The 21,634-nt window shown below is 41.9% G+C and carries 24 protein-coding genes; 16 read left to right on the top strand and 8 right to left on the bottom strand.

Annotated features, from left to right (window positions below; translation table 11 throughout):
• Positions 1–10 precede the first annotated feature (10 nt).
• Positions 11–1,174: a phosphatase domain-containing protein gene (locus AC6JA8_RS08980; protein WP_497976758.1), complete on the top strand. Its 1,164-nt coding sequence runs from the start codon at positions 11–13 to the stop codon at positions 1,172–1,174.
• Here the strand turns inward: AC6JA8_RS08980 and AC6JA8_RS08975 are convergent.
• Positions 1,135–1,374, bottom strand: a complete 240-nt coding sequence (locus AC6JA8_RS08975; RefSeq protein WP_491635295.1) for a hypothetical protein — start codon at positions 1,372–1,374, stop codon at positions 1,135–1,137. The two genes, AC6JA8_RS08980 and AC6JA8_RS08975, sit on opposite strands and share 40 nt — an antisense overlap.
• 32 nt (positions 1,375–1,406) lie before the next feature.
• On the opposite strand from AC6JA8_RS08975, the gene AC6JA8_RS08970 reads away from it, so the two are divergent.
• Positions 1,407–3,029: a hypothetical protein gene (locus AC6JA8_RS08970; RefSeq protein ID WP_497976757.1), complete on the top strand. Its 1,623-nt coding sequence runs from the start codon at positions 1,407–1,409 to the stop codon at positions 3,027–3,029.
• A gap of 61 nt (positions 3,030–3,090) precedes the next feature.
• Here AC6JA8_RS08970 and AC6JA8_RS08965 read toward each other — a convergent pair whose 3' ends face one another.
• Positions 3,091–3,699 carry a DUF4360 domain-containing protein gene (locus AC6JA8_RS08965; RefSeq protein WP_497976756.1) on the bottom strand — a complete coding sequence of 203 codons (609 nt, stop codon included), beginning with the start codon at positions 3,697–3,699 and terminating at the stop codon, positions 3,091–3,093.
• Between the two features lie 226 nt (positions 3,700–3,925).
• Here AC6JA8_RS08965 and AC6JA8_RS08960 point away from each other — a divergent pair, with 226 nt between their 5' ends.
• The 5 genes from AC6JA8_RS08960 to AC6JA8_RS08940 all read left to right on the top strand — a co-directional run bounded on the left by AC6JA8_RS08960 (position 3,926) and on the right by AC6JA8_RS08940 (position 7,376).
• On the top strand, positions 3,926–4,678 hold the full coding sequence (locus AC6JA8_RS08960) for a DUF4360 domain-containing protein (protein WP_497976755.1): 753 nt from the start codon (positions 3,926–3,928) through the stop codon (positions 4,676–4,678).
• Positions 4,679–4,797: 119 nt separating this feature from the next.
• Entirely contained in the window at positions 4,798–5,622 is an 825-nt protein-coding gene (locus tag AC6JA8_RS08955; protein WP_497976754.1) for a hypothetical protein, read from the top strand.
• A complete protein-coding gene (locus AC6JA8_RS08950; RefSeq protein WP_497976753.1) occupies positions 5,619–5,948 on the top strand; it encodes a hypothetical protein in 330 nt (109 codons plus the stop codon). Before AC6JA8_RS08955 ends, AC6JA8_RS08950 begins: the two co-directional genes overlap by 4 nt.
• 21 nt (positions 5,949–5,969) lie before the next feature.
• On the top strand, positions 5,970–6,626 hold the full coding sequence (locus AC6JA8_RS08945; RefSeq protein ID WP_497976752.1) for a class I SAM-dependent methyltransferase: 657 nt from the start codon (positions 5,970–5,972) through the stop codon (positions 6,624–6,626).
• Between the two features lie 96 nt (positions 6,627–6,722).
• On the top strand, positions 6,723–7,376 hold the full coding sequence (locus tag AC6JA8_RS08940) for a hypothetical protein (protein ID WP_497976751.1): 654 nt from the start codon (positions 6,723–6,725) through the stop codon (positions 7,374–7,376).
• A 23-nt stretch (positions 7,377–7,399) separates the two neighbouring features.
• Here the strand turns inward: AC6JA8_RS08940 and AC6JA8_RS08935 are convergent, their stop codons facing one another.
• Positions 7,400–7,861 carry a hypothetical protein gene (locus AC6JA8_RS08935; protein ID WP_497976750.1) on the bottom strand — a complete coding sequence of 154 codons (462 nt, stop codon included), beginning with the start codon at positions 7,859–7,861 and terminating at the stop codon, positions 7,400–7,402.
• A gap of 164 nt (positions 7,862–8,025) precedes the next feature.
• On the opposite strand from AC6JA8_RS08935, the gene AC6JA8_RS08930 reads away from it, so the two are divergent.
• From AC6JA8_RS08930 to phnE, 3 genes are read left to right on the top strand one after another with little or no spacing between them, the layout of a single operon-like run.
• On the top strand, positions 8,026–8,931 hold the full coding sequence (locus AC6JA8_RS08930) for a phosphate/phosphite/phosphonate ABC transporter substrate-binding protein (RefSeq protein WP_142409541.1): 906 nt from the start codon (positions 8,026–8,028) through the stop codon (positions 8,929–8,931).
• A 46-nt stretch (positions 8,932–8,977) separates the two neighbouring features.
• The gene (gene phnC, locus AC6JA8_RS08925) at positions 8,978–9,736 is read left to right on the top strand and encodes a phosphonate ABC transporter ATP-binding protein (RefSeq protein WP_491635281.1); all 759 of its coding nucleotides are present in this window, start codon (positions 8,978–8,980) and stop codon (positions 9,734–9,736) included.
• 23 nt (positions 9,737–9,759) lie between these two features.
• On the top strand, positions 9,760–10,809 hold the full coding sequence (gene phnE, locus AC6JA8_RS08920; RefSeq protein WP_497976749.1) for a phosphonate ABC transporter, permease protein PhnE: 1,050 nt from the start codon (positions 9,760–9,762) through the stop codon (positions 10,807–10,809).
• Positions 10,810–10,859: 50 nt separating this feature from the next.
• Here phnE and AC6JA8_RS08915 read toward each other — a convergent pair whose 3' ends face one another.
• Positions 10,860–11,633, bottom strand: coding sequence for a substrate-binding periplasmic protein (locus tag AC6JA8_RS08915; protein ID WP_497976748.1), 774 nt, complete (start codon positions 11,631–11,633; stop codon positions 10,860–10,862).
• Between the two features lie 7 nt (positions 11,634–11,640).
• Positions 11,641–13,122, bottom strand: coding sequence for a sensor histidine kinase (locus tag AC6JA8_RS08910; RefSeq protein ID WP_497976747.1), 1,482 nt, complete (start codon positions 13,120–13,122; stop codon positions 11,641–11,643).
• 131 nt (positions 13,123–13,253) lie between these two features.
• On the opposite strand from AC6JA8_RS08910, the gene AC6JA8_RS08905 reads away from it, so the two are divergent.
• The 6 genes from AC6JA8_RS08905 to AC6JA8_RS08880 are packed head-to-tail and all read left to right on the top strand — an operon-like array spanning position 13,254 to position 19,105.
• Positions 13,254–14,897 (top strand): ABC transporter substrate-binding protein, encoded by a 1,644-nt coding sequence (locus AC6JA8_RS08905; RefSeq protein WP_497976746.1) that lies wholly within the window; start codon positions 13,254–13,256, stop codon positions 14,895–14,897.
• A gap of 3 nt (positions 14,898–14,900) precedes the next feature.
• Positions 14,901–15,917 (top strand): ABC transporter permease, encoded by a 1,017-nt coding sequence (locus AC6JA8_RS08900; protein WP_497976745.1) that lies wholly within the window; start codon positions 14,901–14,903, stop codon positions 15,915–15,917.
• Between the two features lies 1 nt (position 15,918).
• Positions 15,919–16,785: an ABC transporter permease gene (locus tag AC6JA8_RS08895; protein WP_497976744.1), complete on the top strand. Its 867-nt coding sequence runs from the start codon at positions 15,919–15,921 to the stop codon at positions 16,783–16,785.
• Position 16,786: 1 nt separating this feature from the next.
• Positions 16,787–17,794 carry an ABC transporter ATP-binding protein gene (locus AC6JA8_RS08890; protein WP_497976743.1) on the top strand — a complete coding sequence of 336 codons (1,008 nt, stop codon included), beginning with the start codon at positions 16,787–16,789 and terminating at the stop codon, positions 17,792–17,794.
• Positions 17,791–18,753, top strand: coding sequence for an ABC transporter ATP-binding protein (locus AC6JA8_RS08885; protein ID WP_497976742.1), 963 nt, complete (start codon positions 17,791–17,793; stop codon positions 18,751–18,753). The genes AC6JA8_RS08890 and AC6JA8_RS08885 overlap by 4 nt, the downstream gene beginning before the upstream one ends.
• 19 nt (positions 18,754–18,772) lie before the next feature.
• Entirely contained in the window at positions 18,773–19,105 is a 333-nt protein-coding gene (locus AC6JA8_RS08880; RefSeq protein ID WP_497976741.1) for a hypothetical protein, read from the top strand.
• Here AC6JA8_RS08880 and AC6JA8_RS08875 read toward each other — a convergent pair.
• The 3 genes from AC6JA8_RS08875 to AC6JA8_RS08865 form a co-directional block, all read right to left on the bottom strand.
• The gene (locus tag AC6JA8_RS08875) at positions 19,100–19,813 is read right to left on the bottom strand and encodes a hypothetical protein (RefSeq protein ID WP_497976740.1); all 714 of its coding nucleotides are present in this window, start codon (positions 19,811–19,813) and stop codon (positions 19,100–19,102) included. The two genes, AC6JA8_RS08880 and AC6JA8_RS08875, sit on opposite strands and share 6 nt — an antisense overlap.
• A gap of 107 nt (positions 19,814–19,920) precedes the next feature.
• Complete coding sequence (locus AC6JA8_RS08870) at positions 19,921–20,679, bottom strand: hypothetical protein (protein WP_497976739.1); 759 nt, start codon at positions 20,677–20,679, stop codon at positions 19,921–19,923.
• 123 nt (positions 20,680–20,802) lie between these two features.
• Positions 20,803–21,633, bottom strand: coding sequence for a phosphatase domain-containing protein (locus tag AC6JA8_RS08865; protein WP_497976738.1), 831 nt, complete (start codon positions 21,631–21,633; stop codon positions 20,803–20,805).
• Between the last annotated feature and the right edge of the window lies 1 nt (position 21,634).

Here is a 21,634-nt window from a genome sequence, read left to right as displayed (position 1 = left end):
AACAGCGTTTATGAAAAGACCTCACCTCGTACATTTTTTGGCCATTGTCACTGATGATTCAATCAACATCAAGGCTTCCATTACAATGAAAGAGAACCTGATGGCCCAAAACCTGGACTTCGACATTGTGACGAAGAAGCTTCCCATTCAGGCCCTGCGTCTCTTGAATGCTTACCAGTTCACCATGAAAATAATTGGGGTCTCAAAGGATCAGCGTGAGATTTATAAAAAATCTTTTGAATCTGATTCTTTTGGAAACTTCAACTTCAAGATCCCGCTGACCAAAGAGCGCGAGGAAATTGAAATCCTGCAAATTTACGAAACCAAAAAAAGACCGGGGCTGGAATTGCATCTGGGGACATACATCCCTCTGCGCATCTTTTCGCCGAAAAAACTCATTATCTGTGATTTTGACAAGACTCTGGTTGATACAAAGTATTCAACAACCAAAGAAGTCTACCGCTCACTGACCCGCTCGCTGGAGGAAAACCCAACAGTGGCAAGCTCGGTAGAAATTCTTCACCGCTATATCCGTCGTGGGCATCACCCCTTTATTCTTTCGGCCTCTCCGCATTTTTACGAAGATGCGATGAGAGACTGGTTATATAAAAATAATATTTTCTCGGCCGGGATTTTCTTAAAAGACTACCGCCATTTCTTTTCTTTCCTCGACGGCGAATTGACCACGAAGGATTTAAAGCTTCAAGGTCTCTACAAGCTCAATCACCTTTTAGATATTCTGCTAATGACCGGGATTCCTGATGAGCTGGTATTAATGGGCGATAATTTTGAGTCGGACCCGACGATTTATTTAACGCTTACAAAAATCCTGCGCGAAGACATCGACCCGTGGGTTATCTGGAATGAAATTAAAGAGCAGGATATTTTCCAGCTTAAGAAAAAACAAAACTCGCAGTTTTTAAACAAGATCTATCAGCTGGATAATCTTTTAACCAGAAAGAGAAAGGAAAACCGCGGAAAAAAAATCGGTATCAAAATTTATATCAGAAAGCGCTTTAAAGCTGACGAGCTCCAGCTCTCACCTATTTTTGAAAAGCAAAAGAGATATCTCGAGATGATTGAGATGTACGACGGGCTTTACCAGGATGAGTTCCAAAAAATGATGGAAGAAGCTCAGGCAAAAAGCGTAAAAGGCGCAGAAAGCACAATATAGCCCAGACTCAAAAAAAGTCCGCTGCGGTGAAATTGACGGGCGCGCTCTTCATCTCCTTGAAACATTCCTTTGGTCAATGGAAGAGCTGCAAAATCAAATTTAATAATCTCTAAATACACTCTGAAAAGGGCGGCGATCAGAAGGAAGATATTGAGCCATTGATTGCTTCCAAGGTCATTTGCATTTACAATATCAAACATACATCACTCCACTTTTAGGACCCAACAAAGATATGGATCTACTTACTTTGATCGGTGACATTGACGAAAACTTTTACCAGCTGGGACTCAAAGACCGCGAAGTAGGAAAACTTGTTCATCAAGACGTCAAGATGATGCTGAGAACGCCCTGGAACTCCCTGAACTTAGTGATTCAGGAAGTGGGAAAGGCCGTTTTAAAGAACTCTCTTTTAAAAAACACCGAGCAATTTCGTCACCTAAAACACTATGCCGAAGGCATGGGGATTGCCGTCGATGAGGCGGCCTACGTGATGCTGATTCCGGAGCTTGTGAGCTCAATGAGCAAATGGGCGCCAGGATTTATCAAAGGAAACCTGGGCTGTTCGAGTTTTATGCTAAGAAACCCGGAAGGCGAAGTCGTTCACGGGCGCATCCTCGATTTCCCTCTACAGGGCTCGTACGATCGTTATGAGCGCGCTATCTCCTACGACCTGACTGGCATGCCTAAAATGTTAGGTTTTGGAGCAAGTGGCATTCCCTATCCTTCCATCACCTTGATGACTGAAGATGGAATCACCCTGGCCCTGCACCAAAAATTCACCAATACCTTTAACCCGAAAGGGATGTCGATTTTTGAATACATCTTTGCACTGACAAAAGTGGCCCGCGATAAAAAATCGGTCATGGAGTTTATCAACACCCACCAGACGATTACGACCTGGTGTTTATACATGACTTTTAAAAATGGTGAAGTTCTCGCTTGCGATCTTCACGGCGATAAACCTTTTATCAATGAACTGGAAGTGCCAGAGACAGGAATTCTTTATTTCTGCAATCACCTGGAAGATAAATCACTCAACCAAAGACAATTCCTTCCCTTAGGTTTTGACCAGTACAACCTAATGAGAGAGAGCATTGCGACGAAGAAGATTCACAACTTCTTAAACAAGAAAAAAACGCAACCGACAGAAGCTGAACTTATCCAACTCATGTCTACACCTCTGGATCAAAAGATTACTTCGCGCAATTTTAAAGACTATGAACTCGACAACGTCACTTCAACCAGTCTTTCAATTATGACGATGAATCCGACAGCTGGGCGCGCGCTTTATTTAGGCGGGCCAGCTCCCAAAATTTTTAACACCGATATTATTGAGATCAGCGATTCTTTTGGAAGAGCTAAGCAATCCCCTCATAAGCTTAAAAAAGCGGTTAATTTCGATCCTGAATACCACACAGGTCTTCACCTAATGATGGAAGCGCAAAAAGGATTTGATGCCCATGATTCGCAGGCGATTTATCACTACCTGCAAATGGCCATTGACCACCTAGAGCACTACCCGGAAAGAAAAATTGCTGAGTTTTATTTTTTAATCGCCCAGTACCTATACGAATCACATCCTCAGGTCCTGGCGAATTTATTGGGTGAATTTAAGAAGTTTGAAGATCACCTGCCGCCTTACCTCAACGACCAGTGCCTGCTTTTTATCGGGCGCCTGGAGAGGATTTTAAAACTTCCTCCGAGTTTGGAAGAAGATAAAATCCAAACGAAAAAATTAAGAGAGATTTATAACCGCGAACTCATGATTCCAAGAGCGGTTTTTCATGTGGCCAGCAAAGGGATGATTGTCCCGCGAATAGATATTTTAGATGTGATTTACGTTTTGACGGCATAAAAAAAGGCTTCCTTTCGGAAGCCTTTTTTCTTTGGAAGAATCATTATCAGTCAATTTATCACTAAAGAGAACATCTTCTCCATTGTAATTGGTATAAAATCCCCGCTTTAAAGTCAGCAGAGTCCACAGTCGCCATCGCTTCATCCAGGTAACGGTTTGTCTTTACCAGCATCGCTGCGTTTACACGTAAAATCGTGTCAGCTCCACATGGCGACCAAACCTGAGCGTTGATTCCAATCACGTTCTTAAATGTGTAATCAGTGTCTGTGCGGCCTAGGAAAGTTTTATCGAAGCGAGGTCCCAGAGATCCGGCCAGGAAGTATTCAGCAGTAAGGCGCGCAGAGGCCTGTGCTGGAAGTGAAACGTACCCGCGGTAGTCGACATCGATAACTGAAACGCTGTAGCCTTGTGGCACGTGAACTGGAATGGCAATATTACAGGTTTTTCTTTCTGTCTGTTTGTTCATCCCCCCAGCTTCAACAATAAACTGATCAAAGATGATTGAAAGTGATTTTGCATCTTCACTTAATGTAACAGAAGCAGAGTTTGCTGGACATCCGTTCCCACCATATCCTGGAACACCAAGCTTGATGTCGTTAAGATCGGCCATGGCCACAGATGAAAGAGTTAGAAGTGAAAGACAGAGTCCTAGAAGTTTCTTGTTTGTCATAAATTTTTCCCCCTCAATGGAAACGAACTTTTTTGTTCGTGTTTAATTTTTTTAATGGATATTTTTTTCGAAAGATAGTTCAAAATGCATGAGCTTTGAGTTTGACCGCCACGTGGTTTTTTAGAAAATCATGTCATCGCCAGCTGGCGGACAAAAAAGATTCACGCGCAGTTTGGTATTGAAAGCAACTCCTGCATCCGTTACATATAGAAACATAGGGGGGCCTATGAAAACATTAATCACAGCACTATCTTTTCTTTCACTCACGACTGCCACATCTTTATATGCGGCCGACTTTAAACTGCAAAACATCCGAGTAGGTGGTGTTGGTTGCCCAAGTGAATTGACAACCATCATCCTGGCACCAGATGCCAGCAGCGCTAGTTTAATTTTTTCTCAGTTTGAATCGCGCGTTCCGGTTTTAAATGCCGGTCCAAAAGTCTCGCGCAACATCTCAACTCTTAACTGTAATATTTTTTTAGATGTTAAAGTTCCGGCGGGTGTGAAACTTGATGCTTTAGAAGTCGCTTACGATATGCGCGGCTTTACGACTTTAGATAGAGGGGTTCAGGGAAGCTTTAAAAGTTTTCTCGTGAGTAAATCAGGTCTCGGCACAGAATCAGTGGGCAGCAGAAACCCAGAAACGCTGGCCGAAAGATCGTGGTTTAATACTTTTTCTAACCAGGAGGAAGATTTTACAGTGTCTGCTTTAAAGTCCATTGCCATTCCTTCACAGTGTGCCCGCGGATCAGCGACAGATGTCGTCTCAATCAGGCTGCAACATACATTAACTAGCCAAATCCTCGCAGGTTTTGAATCCCAATCACAGGGAAGCATTACAATGGATACCTCTGATATTAAAGGTGGGCTAAGACTTAGAGCACTCACTTCAGCATGTGGTTCGCAGCCGCAAACTCAGCCGGGGAGAAACTGTCGTTTGGTTAGAGTTGACGGGCGTACACAACAAGTTTGTATCTAAAACTATTGATGATCAGCTGGTGTCTTAATGGCGCCAGTTGATTCTCTATACCTAACTCTTTCCTACTTCTCATTGAATTTTGTTTTGCTTTTTTTATTCAACTGTTACAACCAAGAAATATGAATGAAACAACTTCAGAACAATCACATTCATCTTTCTCAGTTAACCAGGAACTCAGACGCATGACTGCTGCTTACCTGGATAAACACCCAGGCCTTACATTAAATGCCCTGGCACAAAGAAGTGGAGTTCCGGCCACGACCATGAGACGACTCATGCAGGAGGAGCAACGAAGCGAGCTTGCTCCCCACACTGTCTTGGCCCTTACCTCTTACCTGTTAAAAGAAAGAAAAATCTCAAAAATTTTAAAACTTGTTGAAGGCCCAATCGCCGATCTTCTCAATAAATGTTTTGATCAGTTCATCTTTGATGAAAAGTCTTCAACTCATGAAATGAGCGCAGATTTAAATACTGTGTTTCAAGATAAGTTTTGTTACTTGATCTATAAAATGGCCGCCAATAAAAATGGAACGAGCATTGATGAAGTTAAAAATGCTTTTGGCCTGGTTGGATTAAGAAAGCTTATTGACCTGATCGATAAAAACTGGATCTTAAAAAACGACAAAGACGAAAGACTTCACGCCAGAGAAAAAAATTTTTCAGTCGACCTTGCCCTGGCCCACGAACTAAGCCACGCCCTGGTTGATCTCTATAAACCATGTGACGTAAAAAGTGGTTTAAACCTTTTCTACTCACTTTCTGAAGGTATGAGTGAAGAAGGAATTAAAAAAATCAAAGAAATCGAAAAAGATGCCGTCAAAAAGATTTACGATGTGATGAATACCGAATCCCTCCAAGGGGATCTTCCCTACTTTGCTCTGGTCGTCTCAGACGTCATGGGCCCAACACCTTTAAATGAATCCAATACAGGAGTGCTCCAATGAAAATAATCATTCTTTCTCTTCTTTTTGTGGTCTCTTCCATGACGAGTGCTCTGGCCATAGATCAGCACAGTCTTGAGGAATTAAAAAAGCAGGGCTTTCAAGTCCGCATGGGAGAATTGACTGGAGCTGGTTCAAAACTTTCATTAGCAAGACTTGCAGGGTTTATTCACCCATCGGGAATTGTGATGAAGGGCGATTGCAAACAAATCGCTGTGGCCGCAACAAGTGACCGCGTAGACCCAAAAATTTCCGACGTCACAAAAGTTGTCGTTGATAAAAGTGTCATCTCCGCGCAAGAGTTTGAAGGCTTTTTTACATTTCAATAATCCTGAGCTACTTTAGGGGGCATGAATGATAATACCCTGCCCCCTACACCTAAAGAATTTTGGAGCGACGTCTGGAAAGAAGGCGTGATTCGCTTTCACCAGAAAGACTACAACCAGGCAATGGTTCATTTCTTTAAAGATATTGATCTAAAAAATAAAACAGTTCTCATTCCTCTTGCTGGAAAAACTAACGACATTCTTTTTTTCCTGGAAAAAGGGGCAAACGTCACAGCGATTGAGTTTTATGAAGGTGCTGTCGAGGCCTTTTTTAAGGAAAACGCTATCGCTTTTACTAAAAAAGAGCATGTCTACTCGGGCACCAATATCACGTTTTATGCCGGAGACTTCTTTGAATATAAGAATCAGACTCCTTTTGATGTCATGTACGACCGCGCCAGCCAGGTTGTTTTTAACCAAAACGACAGACCTCGATACTACCAGCACATGTCGAGTTTGATTAATGCACGCACCATTCTTTTTTCTGGGGCCATTGATCATCAAGGCCCTGCTGACTATGGCCCTCCATTTAAAATTTCACCGGAAGAAGTCATCAGCGCATATAAAAAGATGGGAATAACTCTCCAGATGGCCAGCTCCCGTCAGGATCCTGCCAGCGAAAAAATGCAGGCAGCTGGAGTTCAGGAAGTGAAAACTTATTTTCTTTCCAATATCGTTTGATTTAATTTTAAAACACAAATCTGACACAATCATAACTTGAGTCTCGTGCGGAAAACTGGCATAAATCGGCCAAAACAACCCTGCAAGGAGATACTCATGAAAACGATGCTGTCACTGGCACTACTTTTAACTTCACTTAGCTCTTTTGCCTTCGAACAAAAGGCCACTTTAGATTTCACAAACACTTACGGAAACACAAACGCAGGTCTTTATGAAATGACTGTTAACCTAAGCGCTAAAAAAACAATTTCTGAGACAACTCTTTCTTTCGGCACTCACCGCGACGACAACGATCTTTTCTGCGTTACAACTGCTAACTTTGAAGTCGGTGAAATGAATTTCAAACTTACAGACAAAAACACTGGATGGACAAAAAACATCACGAAAAAAGTTTTTGCTTCAATCACTCACCAGTCTGACGATGAGACATGTGAAACAAACCTGGAAAAATTCGCAGGAAATACCAACCTATACGCTTCCCTTTCACTTGAAGGAGCTATCGCTCTTCCTGTCAAAGCTCCCTTTGACTACACATCTGTCGGTGTATGGCTTTCTCCATTTAATGGATACCTTTACCTGAATGCTAATGTTGAAGTAAAAGGCACTAAGCTCTCACTTGACCCAAGCGAGCTGTTAACATCGAGATCAATTCTTTCAACTAACGTTGACAACAAAGCTGTTGGATACTTCGTGTACGCTTCAAAAGAAGCAACGACGCTTTCACTAGCTGTTGGTCAAGTTAAGTTCTAAAAAATAAGTGGGTCGGGCAGAAGTTATTTCTGCCCGATTTTTAGCATTTTCTGAATGTATTCGACTGATGAATTAAGATTTCTAATATCTGACTGAACCTTCTCGATGTCTTCATTTTTAAGCGTTAAAATATCCGCCTTTAATTTATCCATCTCTTGCATCGTAGGTCCCGGAGTCGCTTGAGCTGAAGCGGGAGAATCTGTTTTTTTCTCTCCTAATTGATCCTGGATTTTTTTGATATCCTGCTCTCTGATGGCCTTGACGATATCTTCGAGAGTTTTAATTTTTATGGCATTGGCATCCAGTTTAGCCTCCATATTTTTTAAAGAACCCGACAACTCCATCAAGTAGCGCTCAAGGTTATCGATTTGCTCTTTCTTATTTAGGCCTGTGTTGTCGGTGGATTGATAGGTTTTAATCTCCGCAAATGTGCTTGTCGTTAAGGCCATCAGCGCCAGCATCGAAAAAACAGTCTTTTTATTCACTGCAACATCCTCTCAAATAAGATCTCTTCACTGTAAAAAGTAACATCTTTTCAAAAAACGGCCAATAAAATCAATTCCTGACTAACCAAATCTAATATTCTATGTTAGTTTGACCCATCATTTTTTAATATAAACTGTTGAATTCTTTATTCTAGGAGATTTTCATGAAGTTCTTGAAAAGACCATTAGTGGGCCTTTTACTGATTGCTGTGTCTACTGTTGCTATGGCCGAAGACAAACTAGGTACTCGCGATAACCCAGTTAAAATTTTCTTCACGCCTTCTGTTGATGCCAACACAATCGCTACAAACTCAACTTCTTTTCTTAAATTCATGGAAAAAGAAACAGGACTTTACTTCAAGTCTGGGATTCCATCTAACTTCATCGCTGTAGTAGAAGCTTTCGGTTCAAACCGTGCTGACGTTGCGGTTATGAACTCATTCGGATACCTACTTGCTAATACAAAATTCGGAGCAGAAGCTAAGCTTAAAGCTCTTCGCCACGGAAAAGACTACTACGCTGGAGCGATCTACGTTTCTGCAAAATCAGGAATCAAAGACCTTAAAGACCTAAACGGAAAGAAATTCGCGTTCACAGACGCTTCTTCAACTTCTGGATACCTTTACCCGCTAAAAATCTTCAAAGATGCTAAAGTTCAACTTGGAAACACAATGTTTGCTCAAAAGCACGACAACGTCATCACGATGATCTACCAAGGTCAGGTTGATGCTGGTGCTGCTTTCTACTCTGATGCTTTCGATGGAAAAATCAAAGACGCAAGAGAGAGAGTTATGACTCAATTCCCAGACGTTGAGCAAAAAGTAAAAGTTCTAAAAATCACTGACAAAATTCCTAACGACCCATTCGTATTCAGAAAAGGAATCGATCCAGCAATCACGACTAAGATCGTTGCTGCTCTTAACAAGTACCTTTCAACTGAAGAAGGAAAAACGACTTTCAAAAACATCTACGCTATCGACGGAATCGTTCCTGCTTCAAACAAGGACTACGACTCTCTTCGCGCAGTTATTAAAGCTGCTAACGTAGACGTTGGTGCTCTAGTTAAGTAATTAACTGAACTTTTTTTTGAACTCATTTATATAGGAATAGATTGATATGTTAGAAATCAAAGGACTCGAAAAGGTTTACCCGAACGGCCACCACGCCCTGAAGAATGTTTCATTCAGTGTGCCTCAAGGGGAATTTTTAGTTGTTATCGGTTTATCAGGTTCTGGTAAATCTACTATGCTTAGATGTATTAACCGCCTTCACGACCCGACAGGCGGAGAAATCATCTTCCACGGTACAGATACAACAAAACTTAAAGGAAAGGCGCTTCGTAAAATCAGATCGGAAATCGGAATGATTTTCCAGCATTTCAATCTTATTCCTAGAAAAACAGTTATGGAAAACGTGCTTTCAGGAAACCTGTCTCGTACGGGAATCCTGGCAAGTATCTTCGGAATCCACTCTCCAGAGACTCGCGCTCTTGCCCAGAAGTACATTGAGATCGTAGGTCTTAAAGGAAAAGAGAGAAACAGAGCTGACAACCTTTCAGGTGGTCAACAGCAACGTGTTGCGATCGCTCGCGCACTTATGCAAAATCCAAAAATCTTACTAGCTGATGAACCGGTAGCTTCACTTGACCCGGCAACATCACACTCAGTTATGCAGTACCTTAAAAAGGTTAACGAAGAACTAGGTGTAACAGTTATTTGTAACCTGCACTTCCTTTCTCTTGTTCGTCAGTACGCTCACCGTGTAGTGGCGCTTAAAGGCGGAAAGATGATCTACGACGGAAAACCGTTAGAGATCAACGAAGAATGGTTCAAAACTATTTACGGCGAAGACGCTGTAGAAGTAACAATTAACTAATTTACGATCACGAGATAAATATAATGAAACAAAAAACGCACAAAACACCAAACAAATACGTTCAAAGCTTTAAAGCTTACGTTCTTGATACATTGGCATGGGCCTACATGGCACTTGTCGCTTATAAAGTTATTTACGAAAAGATCATTATTGATGAGCGCTACCCAGAGTTCACATGGAACCAGCCGCTACTTGCTCTTTATATTGGTCTGGCCATTGCCGCAGTATTATTCTTTACAAAATTCTCTCTAGGTCGCGGGATGTTCGGTCTACTAAAGTACGACGAAAACGAAAGCCCGACGTCTCAACCATTTGCATGGATTGGATACCTGCTTATCCTTTTAACTTTCATCACAGGGTTCTACTCTTCTCAAGTTTCACTAAAAGAATTCCTTTCTGAAAGTGGTCTTGAAGGTGCAAAACGTATCTTTAAAGCCTTATTTAACCCTAACTGGGGAATCTTTGAAGAAGGTCTATTCGCAGCGATCGAAACAATCTACATGGCCTTCATCGCCACTGCAGTTGCTATTCCTATCGCTTTCTTATTAGGATTTTTCGCAGCAAGAAACCTTATGAACACTAACCCTGTTCTGTTCTTCTGCTATAACGCTTTAAGAGCTTTCTTAAACATCTCTCGTTCAATTGAACCACTGGTTTGGGCGATTATCTTCTCAGTTTGGGTTGGTATCGGGCCTTTCTCAGGGATGCTTGCTCTTTGTATCCACTCAATCGCTTCACTTACTAAGCAGTACTCTGAGCAGATTGAATCTATCGACGACGGTCCAATTGAAGCGATCACTGCAACAGGTGCTCACCCAATCCAGATCGTATGGTTCGGGGTTGTACCTCAAATCGTTCTTCCATACCTTTCATACACAATCTACCGTTGGGACATCAACGTTCGTATGGCGACTGTCATCGGTCTTGTTGGTGGTGGTGGTATCGGTAACCTGCTAATGCAATACCAAGGTCAAGCACGTTGGAATGAAGTAGGTATGCTGGTTATCCTGATTGCTGCTATCGTTTGGACGATGGACTGGGCCTCTTCTAAGCTTCGCGAAGCTCTTAAGTAATCTCAAAAATGCACATAAAAAAGGCCTCCATTTCGGAGGCCTTTTTATTTCTACTCTACCCAATCACTCAGGCCGTATCGTAAAAGTATCTCTTTTAATTTTCCGCTTTTTCTTAACTCTTCCATCCCTTCATCCAAAATCTTTGCGTACTCTTTAGACTTGGGGTTGGCCGGAGAAAAGGCGATAAAAAGATCGGGGTCATTTGCCAGGTTTTTACTGACAATTTTAAAGATCGATTTATCTTTATTGAGCTTTTTCATGTTGTAATCCAGCACTAATGGATTTTCCACAAAGGCCATAAGTCTTCCGGTCTCCGTCATCTGAATCAATCTCAACAATGGGGATTCTCCAGAGACTTCTTTAATCGATTTGTGTTTTTTCTTAATCAGTTTATCAATTTCATCGCCATAGCTGTAATCGTTAACGACTCCTACGCCCACATAATCTAAAGAGCCCGCATCTTTGTAGCTCCATTTGCTGTCTTTGAGCGCCCAAAAATAATTCACCAGGATTCCGGTGGGAACTTGCGGAATCACAAACCCCTTTACATCAGTGCGGCTGGCGCCAACGACGGCATCATACTCTCCATTTTTGACGTCAGAGAGAACGCGTGCCCAGTTCATTACATTGTAGTCAATGGTGTAGCCTTTTTTCTTAAACACTTCACGGGCGATTTCCACCATGAATCCCGGGTGGTCGGATGTTGGCTCGCAGGCGTAAGGGCACCAGACGTCTGAGCGCATAGAGATGACTCTATCTTTATCTTTGGCCTGCAAAGAAAAACTTAAAATGAGACAAAGGATAAGAGAGAGTGGTTTAACCATAATCTCCTCAGGCGCTTTTGAGAACCGCTTGTACTTTTTTCAATGTAAAAATAAATTGCGTATTCATAGAGCGATCATTGTATTCCAATATCCCTTCATGTTCTTCGATAATTCCCTTGGAAATAGAAAGTCCAAGGCCTGTTCCCTTATTCAATTCTTTCGTCGTAAAAAAGGGACGCATGATTTTTTCCTGCAGCCCTTCGGGAATACCATTTCCACTATCCGTGACATAGAAATAAATCATATCTCCCCTGTCTTTGACTGCCAATGTGATCCAGCGGGCATCGGGGGAATGAATAATAGCATCGACGGCGTTTCCAATTAAATTAACCAATACTTGAGAAATCTGAACTTCACGCCCTTCGGCCATTAGCGAGTTGTCATCAATTGAAATATCAAAATTAATATCATGAGATTTAATTTTCATCTCAACAAGCATCTTCACATCTTCAATCATGCTCACAATAGAAAAAGGCACTTTCGGGTCAGCGTTACCATCGCGAGAGAGAGACTTTAACCCTTTGATGATCTTGGCAATTCTTTTAACCATCGCCTGAACTTTAGTCACCGATTGAGCAGCTTCCAAAGGAAGGTTGTAGTCCAGTTCGTGTTTTTTTAGTTTGTTAATGTGTAAGTCAATAACCGTGAGCGGGTTATTGATTTCGTGGGCCACATCGGCCGCCATTTCCCCTACGGCTGCCAGGCGGGCCGTATTGAGGTTTTTACTCATCTGGTCTTCAAGTTCGGCCGTGCGCTCTTGAACCAGTTTTTCCAAATCATTGGTGTAGTACATGATGTCGTTGTTGCGTTTTTCAATCATGCTGGCGGCCTGATTCAGGGCACGCGAGACGGTTTCCAGCTCATCCGGAAGGCCTTCTTCCATCACCATTTGATAGTCTTCATTCTCTAAACGGTGAACCTGGCTTAGGATTTTATTCAAAGGCGAGGTCAATGTTTGGTTATAATAAAAGCGAACAAGCTGGGAAACCAACAGAAGCATTAAAAGCGACACCACAAGAATTAGACCTAGCTGATTTCTAATAGCAACAATGTATCCTTCATTGGTCATGGCAATGGAAATAGTCGCAATATACTGCTTGCCTTTAAAAAGCTTAATCGTCTTCGTTTTGGTGTATGGAAGCTTCTCTGCCAGGCTAAAAGAAGCGATATTGTTAATACCTTTTTCAAATAATATGCTGTGCTCGTTCGTCTCAATCTTAAGCGCTGTAATATAAGTGTACTTGCTGTCGATTAAAAGAGAATTCCCCACCTCTTCAATCTGGTGCTGGTCATAAGTCCAGATGGGTTCCGTCAGGGCCTTTTTAATGAATTCCGACTTCTCCTCCAATTCGTTTTCCAGGAAGTTTTCTCCGAAGGAAAGCACTGTCAGATACACCACCGAAGTGATAAGAAGAATCGAGCCCGCAGTCAGCGCCAGGGCCGAAAGGGTCAATTTCTTAGAAAGACTGGTAGAAGATAAAACACCCATTAAAAGATTATCCTAGCATGCTCTAGTGTCAGAAAATGTAAGCTTCTGCTTACGGTCTTTTATCGGAGTTCTTGAGTAGAAAAGAACAAAATTTTACCTAAAAAACGACTAAAAAAGTTGTCAGAAAGGATATGTTATTAAACAATTATCATTACCTTTTATTAATCAACCACACCAAAAACCAAAGAGGGAATGTGAAAGCACTTCTATTTTTAGCGTTATCATTATCTTTTGGAGCACAAGTACAGGCAAAGAACTTTGTTTACTGCTCTGAAGGCTCGCCTAGTTCATTCAACCCACAGCTAGTCACAGATGGGACATCAATCACGGCTTCATCGGCAAACATCTATAACAGACTTGTAGAATTTGAAGCTGGAAGCACTAAAGTAGTTCCTGCTCTTGCCAGCTCATGGGAAGTTTCTAAGGACAAAAAGACATACACTTTCACGTTAAGAAAAGGTGTAAAGTTTCACACAACTAAATACTTCACTCCAACTCGTGAGTTCAATGCTGACGACGTAGTGTTTTCAATTGAAAGACAAAGAAACAAGTCTCACCCATACCATAATGTTGGTGGCGGAAAGTACGAGTACTTCGATGGAATGGAAATGGGGACATTAATCAAGGACATCAAAGTTCTTGATCCATACAAAGTGCAAATCACTCTTGCTCAGCCAGACGCTCCGTTCATCGCGAATATGGCCATGAGCTTTATGAGTATCCTTTCAAAAGAATACGCAGACAAACTAGCTGCCAGCAAAAAAATGGCCGACATGGATAACTTCCCAATCGGAACTGGTGCTTACCAATTCATCTCTTACCAAAAAGACTCTGTTATCCGTTACGAAGAAAATAAATCATTCTGGGGTAAAAAAGGAAACGTAGATAAACTTATCTTCGCTATCACTCCAGACGCTAACGTTAGAACGCAAAAGCTAAAGACTGGCGAATGCCAAATGGCCACTGACCCATCTCCTGCTGACGTAGCAGAGATGAAGAAGAACCCAAAGCTAACAGTGATGGAAGACGCTGGTCTTAACATCGGCTTCTTAGCAATGAACGTAACGAAAAAACCATTCGACAACGTTCTTGTAAGACAGGCCATCTCTCACGCGCTTGATAAAAAAACGTACATCAACGCTATTTACATGGGGAACGCGACTCCTGCTAAAAACCTTATCCCACCAACAATCTGGTCATACAACAACTCTGTAGCTGACTACGAATACAATGTGGCAAAAGCAAAAGATCTTCTAAAAAAAGCTGGTCTTCCAAACGGATTTGAAACAGAAATGTGGACTCTTCCGGTAGCTCGTCCATACAACCCGAACGGGAAGAAAATGGGTGAACTAATGCAAGCGGACCTGGCAAAAATTGGAATTAAGGTAAAACTTATTTCTTATGACTGGCCGACATACCTTGAGAAATCAAAACAAGGCGCTCATTCAATGTTACAAATGGGATGGACTGGAGACAACGGGGACCCGGATAACTTCTTTAACGTTCTTCTTGGATGTGCGAGTGTCAAATCTGGAAGTAACTACCCAAGATGGTGTAACCAGAAATTCAACAAGCTCATCACTGATGCCAAACTGGCAACAGACATTAAGACGAGAACAAAATACTACATGGAAGCTCAAGTGATTGCTCACAACGAAGCTCCTCTCGTTAACATTGCCAACTCAAAAACATTTAAAGTGATGGCAAAAAATATTAAAGGCTACAAGCTTGATCCATTAGGACAAGACTACTTAACTAACATTACTGTTGAATAAAAAATGAAATACATCGCTAAAAAATTACTAGACCTGATCCCGACTTTGCTCGGGATCAGTCTTGTTTGCTTCTTTTTAATCAGGCTGATTCCAGGGGACCCGGTTCTAAACCTTATCGGTGAGCGCGGGGCCGATCCCGAGCGCTACATGGAAATGAAAAGGGCCCTGGGCCTTGATCTTCCTATCACCCAACAGTTCTGGATTTATTTAAAGAGCATTTTTCAAGGCGATATCGGAACGTCGATTATTTCTAACAACTCTGTCTGGAATGAATTTATCGAGCGCTTCCCTGCTACATTAGAGCTTGGAATTGTGGCCCTGATTGGTGCAACGGTGATAGGTATCCCGGTTGGGATCTTTGCGGCCATGAAGAGAAACAGCTTCTTTGATTATTTTTTAATGAGTACCTCACTGGTTGGTTACTCAATGCCTATCTTCTGGTGGGGTTTAATCCTCATCCTTTTATTCTCAGTAAAAATGGGAATCACTCCGGTTTCTGGTCGCATTGATTTTATCTACGACATCCCGGTTTTCTCTGGACTGTATCTCATCGATACACTTAGACCCGCCGTTTTCTCTCAAGAAGGATTTGCTCCTTTTTTAAGCGCACTAAAACACCTTATCCTGCCGGCGATTGCTCTTGGAACTATTCCACTAGCAGTTATTGCTCGTATGACCAGGTCATCAATGCTGGAAGTTTTAGGTGAAGACTACATCAGGACAGCTAAAGCAAAAGGGATGAGCAAAAAAAGAATCATCTATATTCACGCTTTAAGAAATGCCCTGGTTCCCATCATCACAACTCTTGCTCTTTTATTCGGGTCTATTATCACTGGTGCGATTTTAACTGAAACCATTTTCAGCTGGCCTGGAATTGGCAAGTGGATCGTTCAAAGTATCACGGCCCGCGACTACCCGGTTATCCAAGGTGGGGTTTTGATCATCTCTTTTGTGATCGTCTTAACCAACATCATCGTCGATATTATCTATTACTTACTTAACCCAAAAATGAGGAGCTAAAATGAGAGTCTTTTTAAGCGAACTCTTTTTTGAGTTAAAGAAAAATAAAGGATCAATGATGGGAGTGATTATTATCATCCTATCAGTAGGTATCGCTCTACTGGCACCAGTCATTGCGCCTCACGATCCCACTCATATCAACTCTGAGTATTTAAAACTCCCTCCTAGTTTTGCAGCTGGTGGGAATTCGCAGTTTCTTTTGGGAACAGATGACCTTGGCCGAGATCTTCTTAGCCGCTTGATCTACGGGTCACAAGTCTCTCTTTCAGTTGGATTTGCCGTCGTTGTTCTCTCTCTTATTACCGGGACATTCTTAGGAGTGCTTGCTGGTTATTTCGGTGGATGGATTGATAAATCTATCATGAGACTCACAGATCTTATTATGTCTCTTCCAAGTATCCTTTTTGCGATTGTTATCGTAGCAGTACTTGGACCAGGAATTAGCAATGCCATTATTGCCGTTAGTATCGTGGCCATTCCAAACTTCGTGCGTATTATCCGCGCGCAAGTGATGGTGGAAAAAAACCGACAATACGTTCACGCTGCAAGACTTTTTGGTGCTTCTCACATGAGAATTATGTTTGTTGAGATCCTGCCAAACTGTATGGCCCCTTTAATCGTTCAGGCCTCTTTAGGTTTTAGTGACGGTATCCTTAACTGTGCCGCTCTTGGATTTTTAGGTCTTGGTGCCCAGGCACCAATGTCTGAATGGGGAACGATGCTTTCCGATGCCAGAAGCTATATTGAAAGCTCACCTTGGATGGTGACGCTTCCGGGGCTTTGTATCTTAGTCATCGTATTATCTTTTAACTTACTAGGCGACGGGCTTCGCGATGCCCTTGACCCTCGTTTAAAAAAGCAGAACTAAAATGTTATTAGAAGTTTCAAAATTAAATATTCATTTTAAATCTGACCGCTCCCCGGAACCGATTCATGCGGTTCGCGACCTCTCTTTCACTCTTAAACAAGGTGAAATGCTTGGTGTTGTTGGTGAGTCTGGATCAGGAAAAAGTATCACTAACATGGCGCTGATGGGGCTTCTTCCCGACACCGCTCTGGTTAAAGCAGAGAAGGCCAATTTTAACGGCCACAATCTTTTAAACTTAAAAGAAAAGGAATGGCAAAAAGTCAGAGGCCAGGAAATCGCCATGATCTTCCAGGACCCAATGACAGCACTCAATCCCTTTCTTTCAGTTCAATTCCAGATGGTAGAAACCATTCAGGCCCACCTGAAACTTTCTAAAAAAGATGCCATCGATAAAAGTATTGAACTCTTAAACCTGGTGGGAATTCCTTCACCAAAAGACCGCCTTAAGTCTTACCCTTTTGAACTCTCAGGTGGGATGGCCCAAAGAGTGATGATCGCCATGGCGATTTCAACCAATCCAAAACTTCTGATTGCCGATGAGCCAACGACCGCTCTCGATGTAACGATTCAAAAGCAGATTTTAAATCTTATTAAGATGCTTCAAGAAAAAAACAACATGTCAGTGATCCTGGTCACTCACGACTTAGGTGTTGTAAGTGAATACTCTGAGCGCCTACAAGTTATGTACGCTGGGGAGATCGTTGAAACAGGGGCCACTGCCGATTTAGTCAGACACCCTCGCCATCCGTACACCCACGCTCTTTTAGCGTCTCGTCCGGGTGCTGTCGTTGATGATAAAAAACGCATTCCGAAAACTCCACTTCCATCTATTTCCGGCATTGTTCCGGCCTTCCACCAAAGACCGCTTGGATGCCAGTTCAATCCAAGATGCCAGTATATGACTCATGAATGTCAACAGGGACACATCGCCATCGTAGGCGAAGGTCCACAAAACGATCAATTCCGCGAATACCGCTGTATTCACCCTATTGAGGAGGCCATCAGATGAGCCAAGTGAATACTCCCATTTTAGAAGTTAACGACGTTCATAAGATTTTTGAAATCAAAAAAGCGTTTAAGCCTAAGCTTGAACTAAAAGCGCTTTCAGAAATCAATTTTTCACTTTCAGCTAACGAGACTCTAGGGATCGTTGGAGAATCTGGATGCGGGAAAAGTACGCTGGCAAAAGTTCTCACTCAACTTGAAATTCCTACAAAGGGCGATATCAAACTTTTAGGTAAATCATACAGTGACTACAAGGCACGTGAGTTCCACTCGCTGATTCAAATGGTTTTCCAGGACCCATACCAGTCTTTGAACCCAAGAAAAAAAGCGTTTGATATCATCGCCGATCCTCTTCGCATCAACAGCGATAAATCAGAAGCAGAAATCAAAGAATTGGTTTATGCCATGATGAAAAAAGTAGGTCTGCGTGAAGAATTTGGTTCGCGCTACCCTCACCACTTTTCAGGTGGGCAAAGACAGCGTCTGGGCATTGCCCGCGCTTTAATGTTAAGACCTAAAGTTCTTATCCTCGACGAGCCAGTTTCTGCTCTGGATGTTTCGATTCAGGCCCAGGTTTTAAACCTTCTGATGGAGCTTCAACAGGAATTTTCTCTTTCATACTTATTTATTTCTCACGACCTTTCAGTCGTTGAGCACATTTCTGACCGCATCTTAGTTATGTACTTAGGTCGCATTGTCGAGTACGGTCCACGCGATCAACTCTTTAACAACCCAAAACATCCATACACTAAGATTCTTCTTGAAAGTGCTCCGAAAATTACTGGCGAGCATGTGGAGAAAGTGACAAGTGATGTGGCCCCAAGTGAAGCGCCATCAGCGCTTTATCTGCCAAAGGGATGCGCTTTTGCTCCAAGATGCCCGATGAGAACAGATCGTTGCATGGAGTCGATTCCACACCTGGAAATGAAAGAAGGCCGTCAGGTTGCTTGTTTTAATGCTTAGATTTAGGTAGATGCTATATATGAAAACTTTAATGTTCATTGCTCTTTTTTCTTTTTCACTCAACGCGTACTCGTTGGAAAAATATGTTTGCACGACCAACAATTTAAAACTTGAGATCACTGTCACTGAAGAGCTTGAAGGAAAATTCGTTCACTGGATTTTAGGCCTCGTCAATGATGAGAGTGCATCACTAGAGGGTCGCGGCCTTTGGCAAAAAGAAGTCGAATCAGACGATGCTTTCTCTGCTTACAATGAAGAGACGGCCATTTCTTACAAAAACAAACGCGCTGTATTTGTAAGCGGCACAAACTTGGGAGATGCTATTTTATTTCCTGTCTGTAAACAGCTATAGCCCTTTTCTATAATCAACCTGATAAAGGTCGCGCACAAACATCACTGGAAGTTTTCCATTTAGGTATTGCTCAATAATCTCATTTCCCCTTTTTGAAGCATCCCATTCCAGGTGAATGTGGGCATAAAAAAGATCAGAACCAGTATTGTAGTTTGAAAGCACGTTGTAGCAGTTTTCGATACTCGTTCCCTGAAGTGTGCTCGATTGCTGATAGAAGTTCACACAGTTTAGGGCGTGAATTGGTTTATTATAAGCAAACGGTGTGGGTTTAGAGACACCATCAATCAAGATCGTAAGATTCGGCAGCTGCCCGCATTTTTTAAGATACATGTCCGCCAGCTTCTGGGACATCTTGGCCCCCCAGCTATTGACCATCATAATGAGACCTTGCTTCTTTTTACACTCACCTTTTTCATCGACAGCGAGATTCATTACAGATTTTAATTCTGAGTCTTTTGAATAATGAGAAAGATAAACTGTTTTAAAGATTTTTGGATGGTTAATGTTCATGTACGTCCACACACCACTATCTTCTGAACCTTTTCCGATAGAATTAGAAAAAATATCCTCGCTTTCGCTCTTATCTCTTCCGGTTTTAAAACCAGAGACGGCCACCAAAAGGTATTTATCCGCATGGGCAGAGGGTTCAACATAATCCGCGCCAAAAGCGCTTCCTGCTAGGGTAAGGGCAATAAGTAGTGTTTTCATAAGAAAGGGTAAATACAAAGAAGGGGCCAAAAGTACGGATGAGAATTCAGGAGTTTTTAAGGCCGAAAAAGAAAAAGGCCGTCTAGTTTTTAGACGGCCGTATAGTCTTACTTAGATAATGAATCAGTATGGGCTGGTTGCTTCTCAGAAGGGCCATCGGCTTCAATAATTTTTGGAGAACGTCTAGTATTAGATGAATTATCTTTCACATTGCTCAATTGAAAATTCACATCTTCTTTAGGCAATAGAGAAAAATTACATTTTGACTCTGTTTTGATTGGCTTGTTATAAATTGAAACTACATGATGACTTGAGAAATAAGCTTCACATTTGACAGCACCAGATTTGGCATCAACTTCCCACTTATAAACCAATCGCGGGGCAATACAGTTCGGATCACCTTCTTTATAAGATGATGTTGGGCCCCCTAGATAATCTGTTTTGTAGCACTTTAAGTTTTTATTACCTACCAGCCAGCTAGCAGAAGTTGTCACTTCTTCTTTCTCTGGAACTTTTTCTACTATTTTTGGTAATAATTTTTTATCGCATTTATCATTTGTTGGAATCGTTTTCCCATAAATTGATGAGACTGGTATTCCCATTGAAGTAAATCCGGCCTGACATTCTACGGCTCCATCTTTCTTCACGGCCCATTTGTAGACAAGTTTTGGAGGTGCACATTTTGGATCACCTTCTTTATAGGCCCCTTGTCGAGCTCCCATGTAATCGACCTTATAACATTTAAGGTTTCCCCCATCACTAATATTCCATGAAAATCCTGGCCCTGCCACTGCAGGTTCCATATCCGCGGCCATAAGCCCCGAAATAAAATGCAAAGATAAAGCAATGTTAATAAGAACTTTCATAAAGACTCCCTATAAAGCAAAAAGCTCCTTATCTGGTCGGTCATCTCTTAGACAAACTTAACCCAGGGGCCTTCTAAGAGGGCCTCTGGGATTCTAAGTTATTGTTAAATTTGAAGGTGATTTTTAGTAACGGTGGTAGTACTCGGCCCAATACTTAAGCGCCTGAGTCTTCCCTTCTGCTTTACAGCTCTTTTGAACTTCTTCATTCACGACAATCGACTTGCCTTCACAGATAGCTTTCAAGCGATCACCAAGTGTGTCCAGAGTGTAACCTGGGATGAGGTCTTGTTTCTTGTATTGAGTAGTAATTAGGTCCTGAAGTTTTGGACTCATATAAGAAAAGAATGGGTCTTCAATAAGCTCGCGCTCAGAAAAGAAATACTTCACACCTGGAAGTCTTACTACTGGAAGAGTTGCACTAAAAAAAGTTGCTTCTGTACTTACATCGCGGATATAAATATCAGCGTTCAAATTCATTTCATTGTTTAGGTCGTAGTAAACTTTAGCGTCGTGCTGAGAGTTGTCTCCAAAGAAAATAACTTTTGGGGACTGATCTTCCATCATCTCTTTTTGCAGAAGCGCTTTAATCGTTCTGTATTTGTAAGCGTATGTTTCGCCGCCATTGTCTTTTGTTTTTAAAATCACCGGCCCAATTGGGAAATTATTTTTTCTAATCCACTCATCACCATCGAATGTAAATGAAGGAGCTGCTGAAACGTAATAGAAAGCTGTAGTCTCTCCATGATCGTTTTCATCTTTTTTGATTTCATTGAATAAATCGCGAGTTTCTTCGTAAGGCTTCTTCTTTAAAAAGTGCCACACGCCTCCGATCCCACCCATAGAGTTGGCCTTTTTGATGGTGTCGTCGATATCAGAAACAATAATTGTTTTAGAAAAGCTCGCAAAGGAATATGAGAACAAACTTAATAGAACTAAAAGCTTAATCGATTTCACT

It is taken from the genome of Bacteriovorax sp. HI3 (assembly GCF_059738875.1).
The sequence above is the reverse complement of the archived record's forward strand: the minus strand, read 5'-3'. Positions and strand labels throughout refer to the sequence as shown.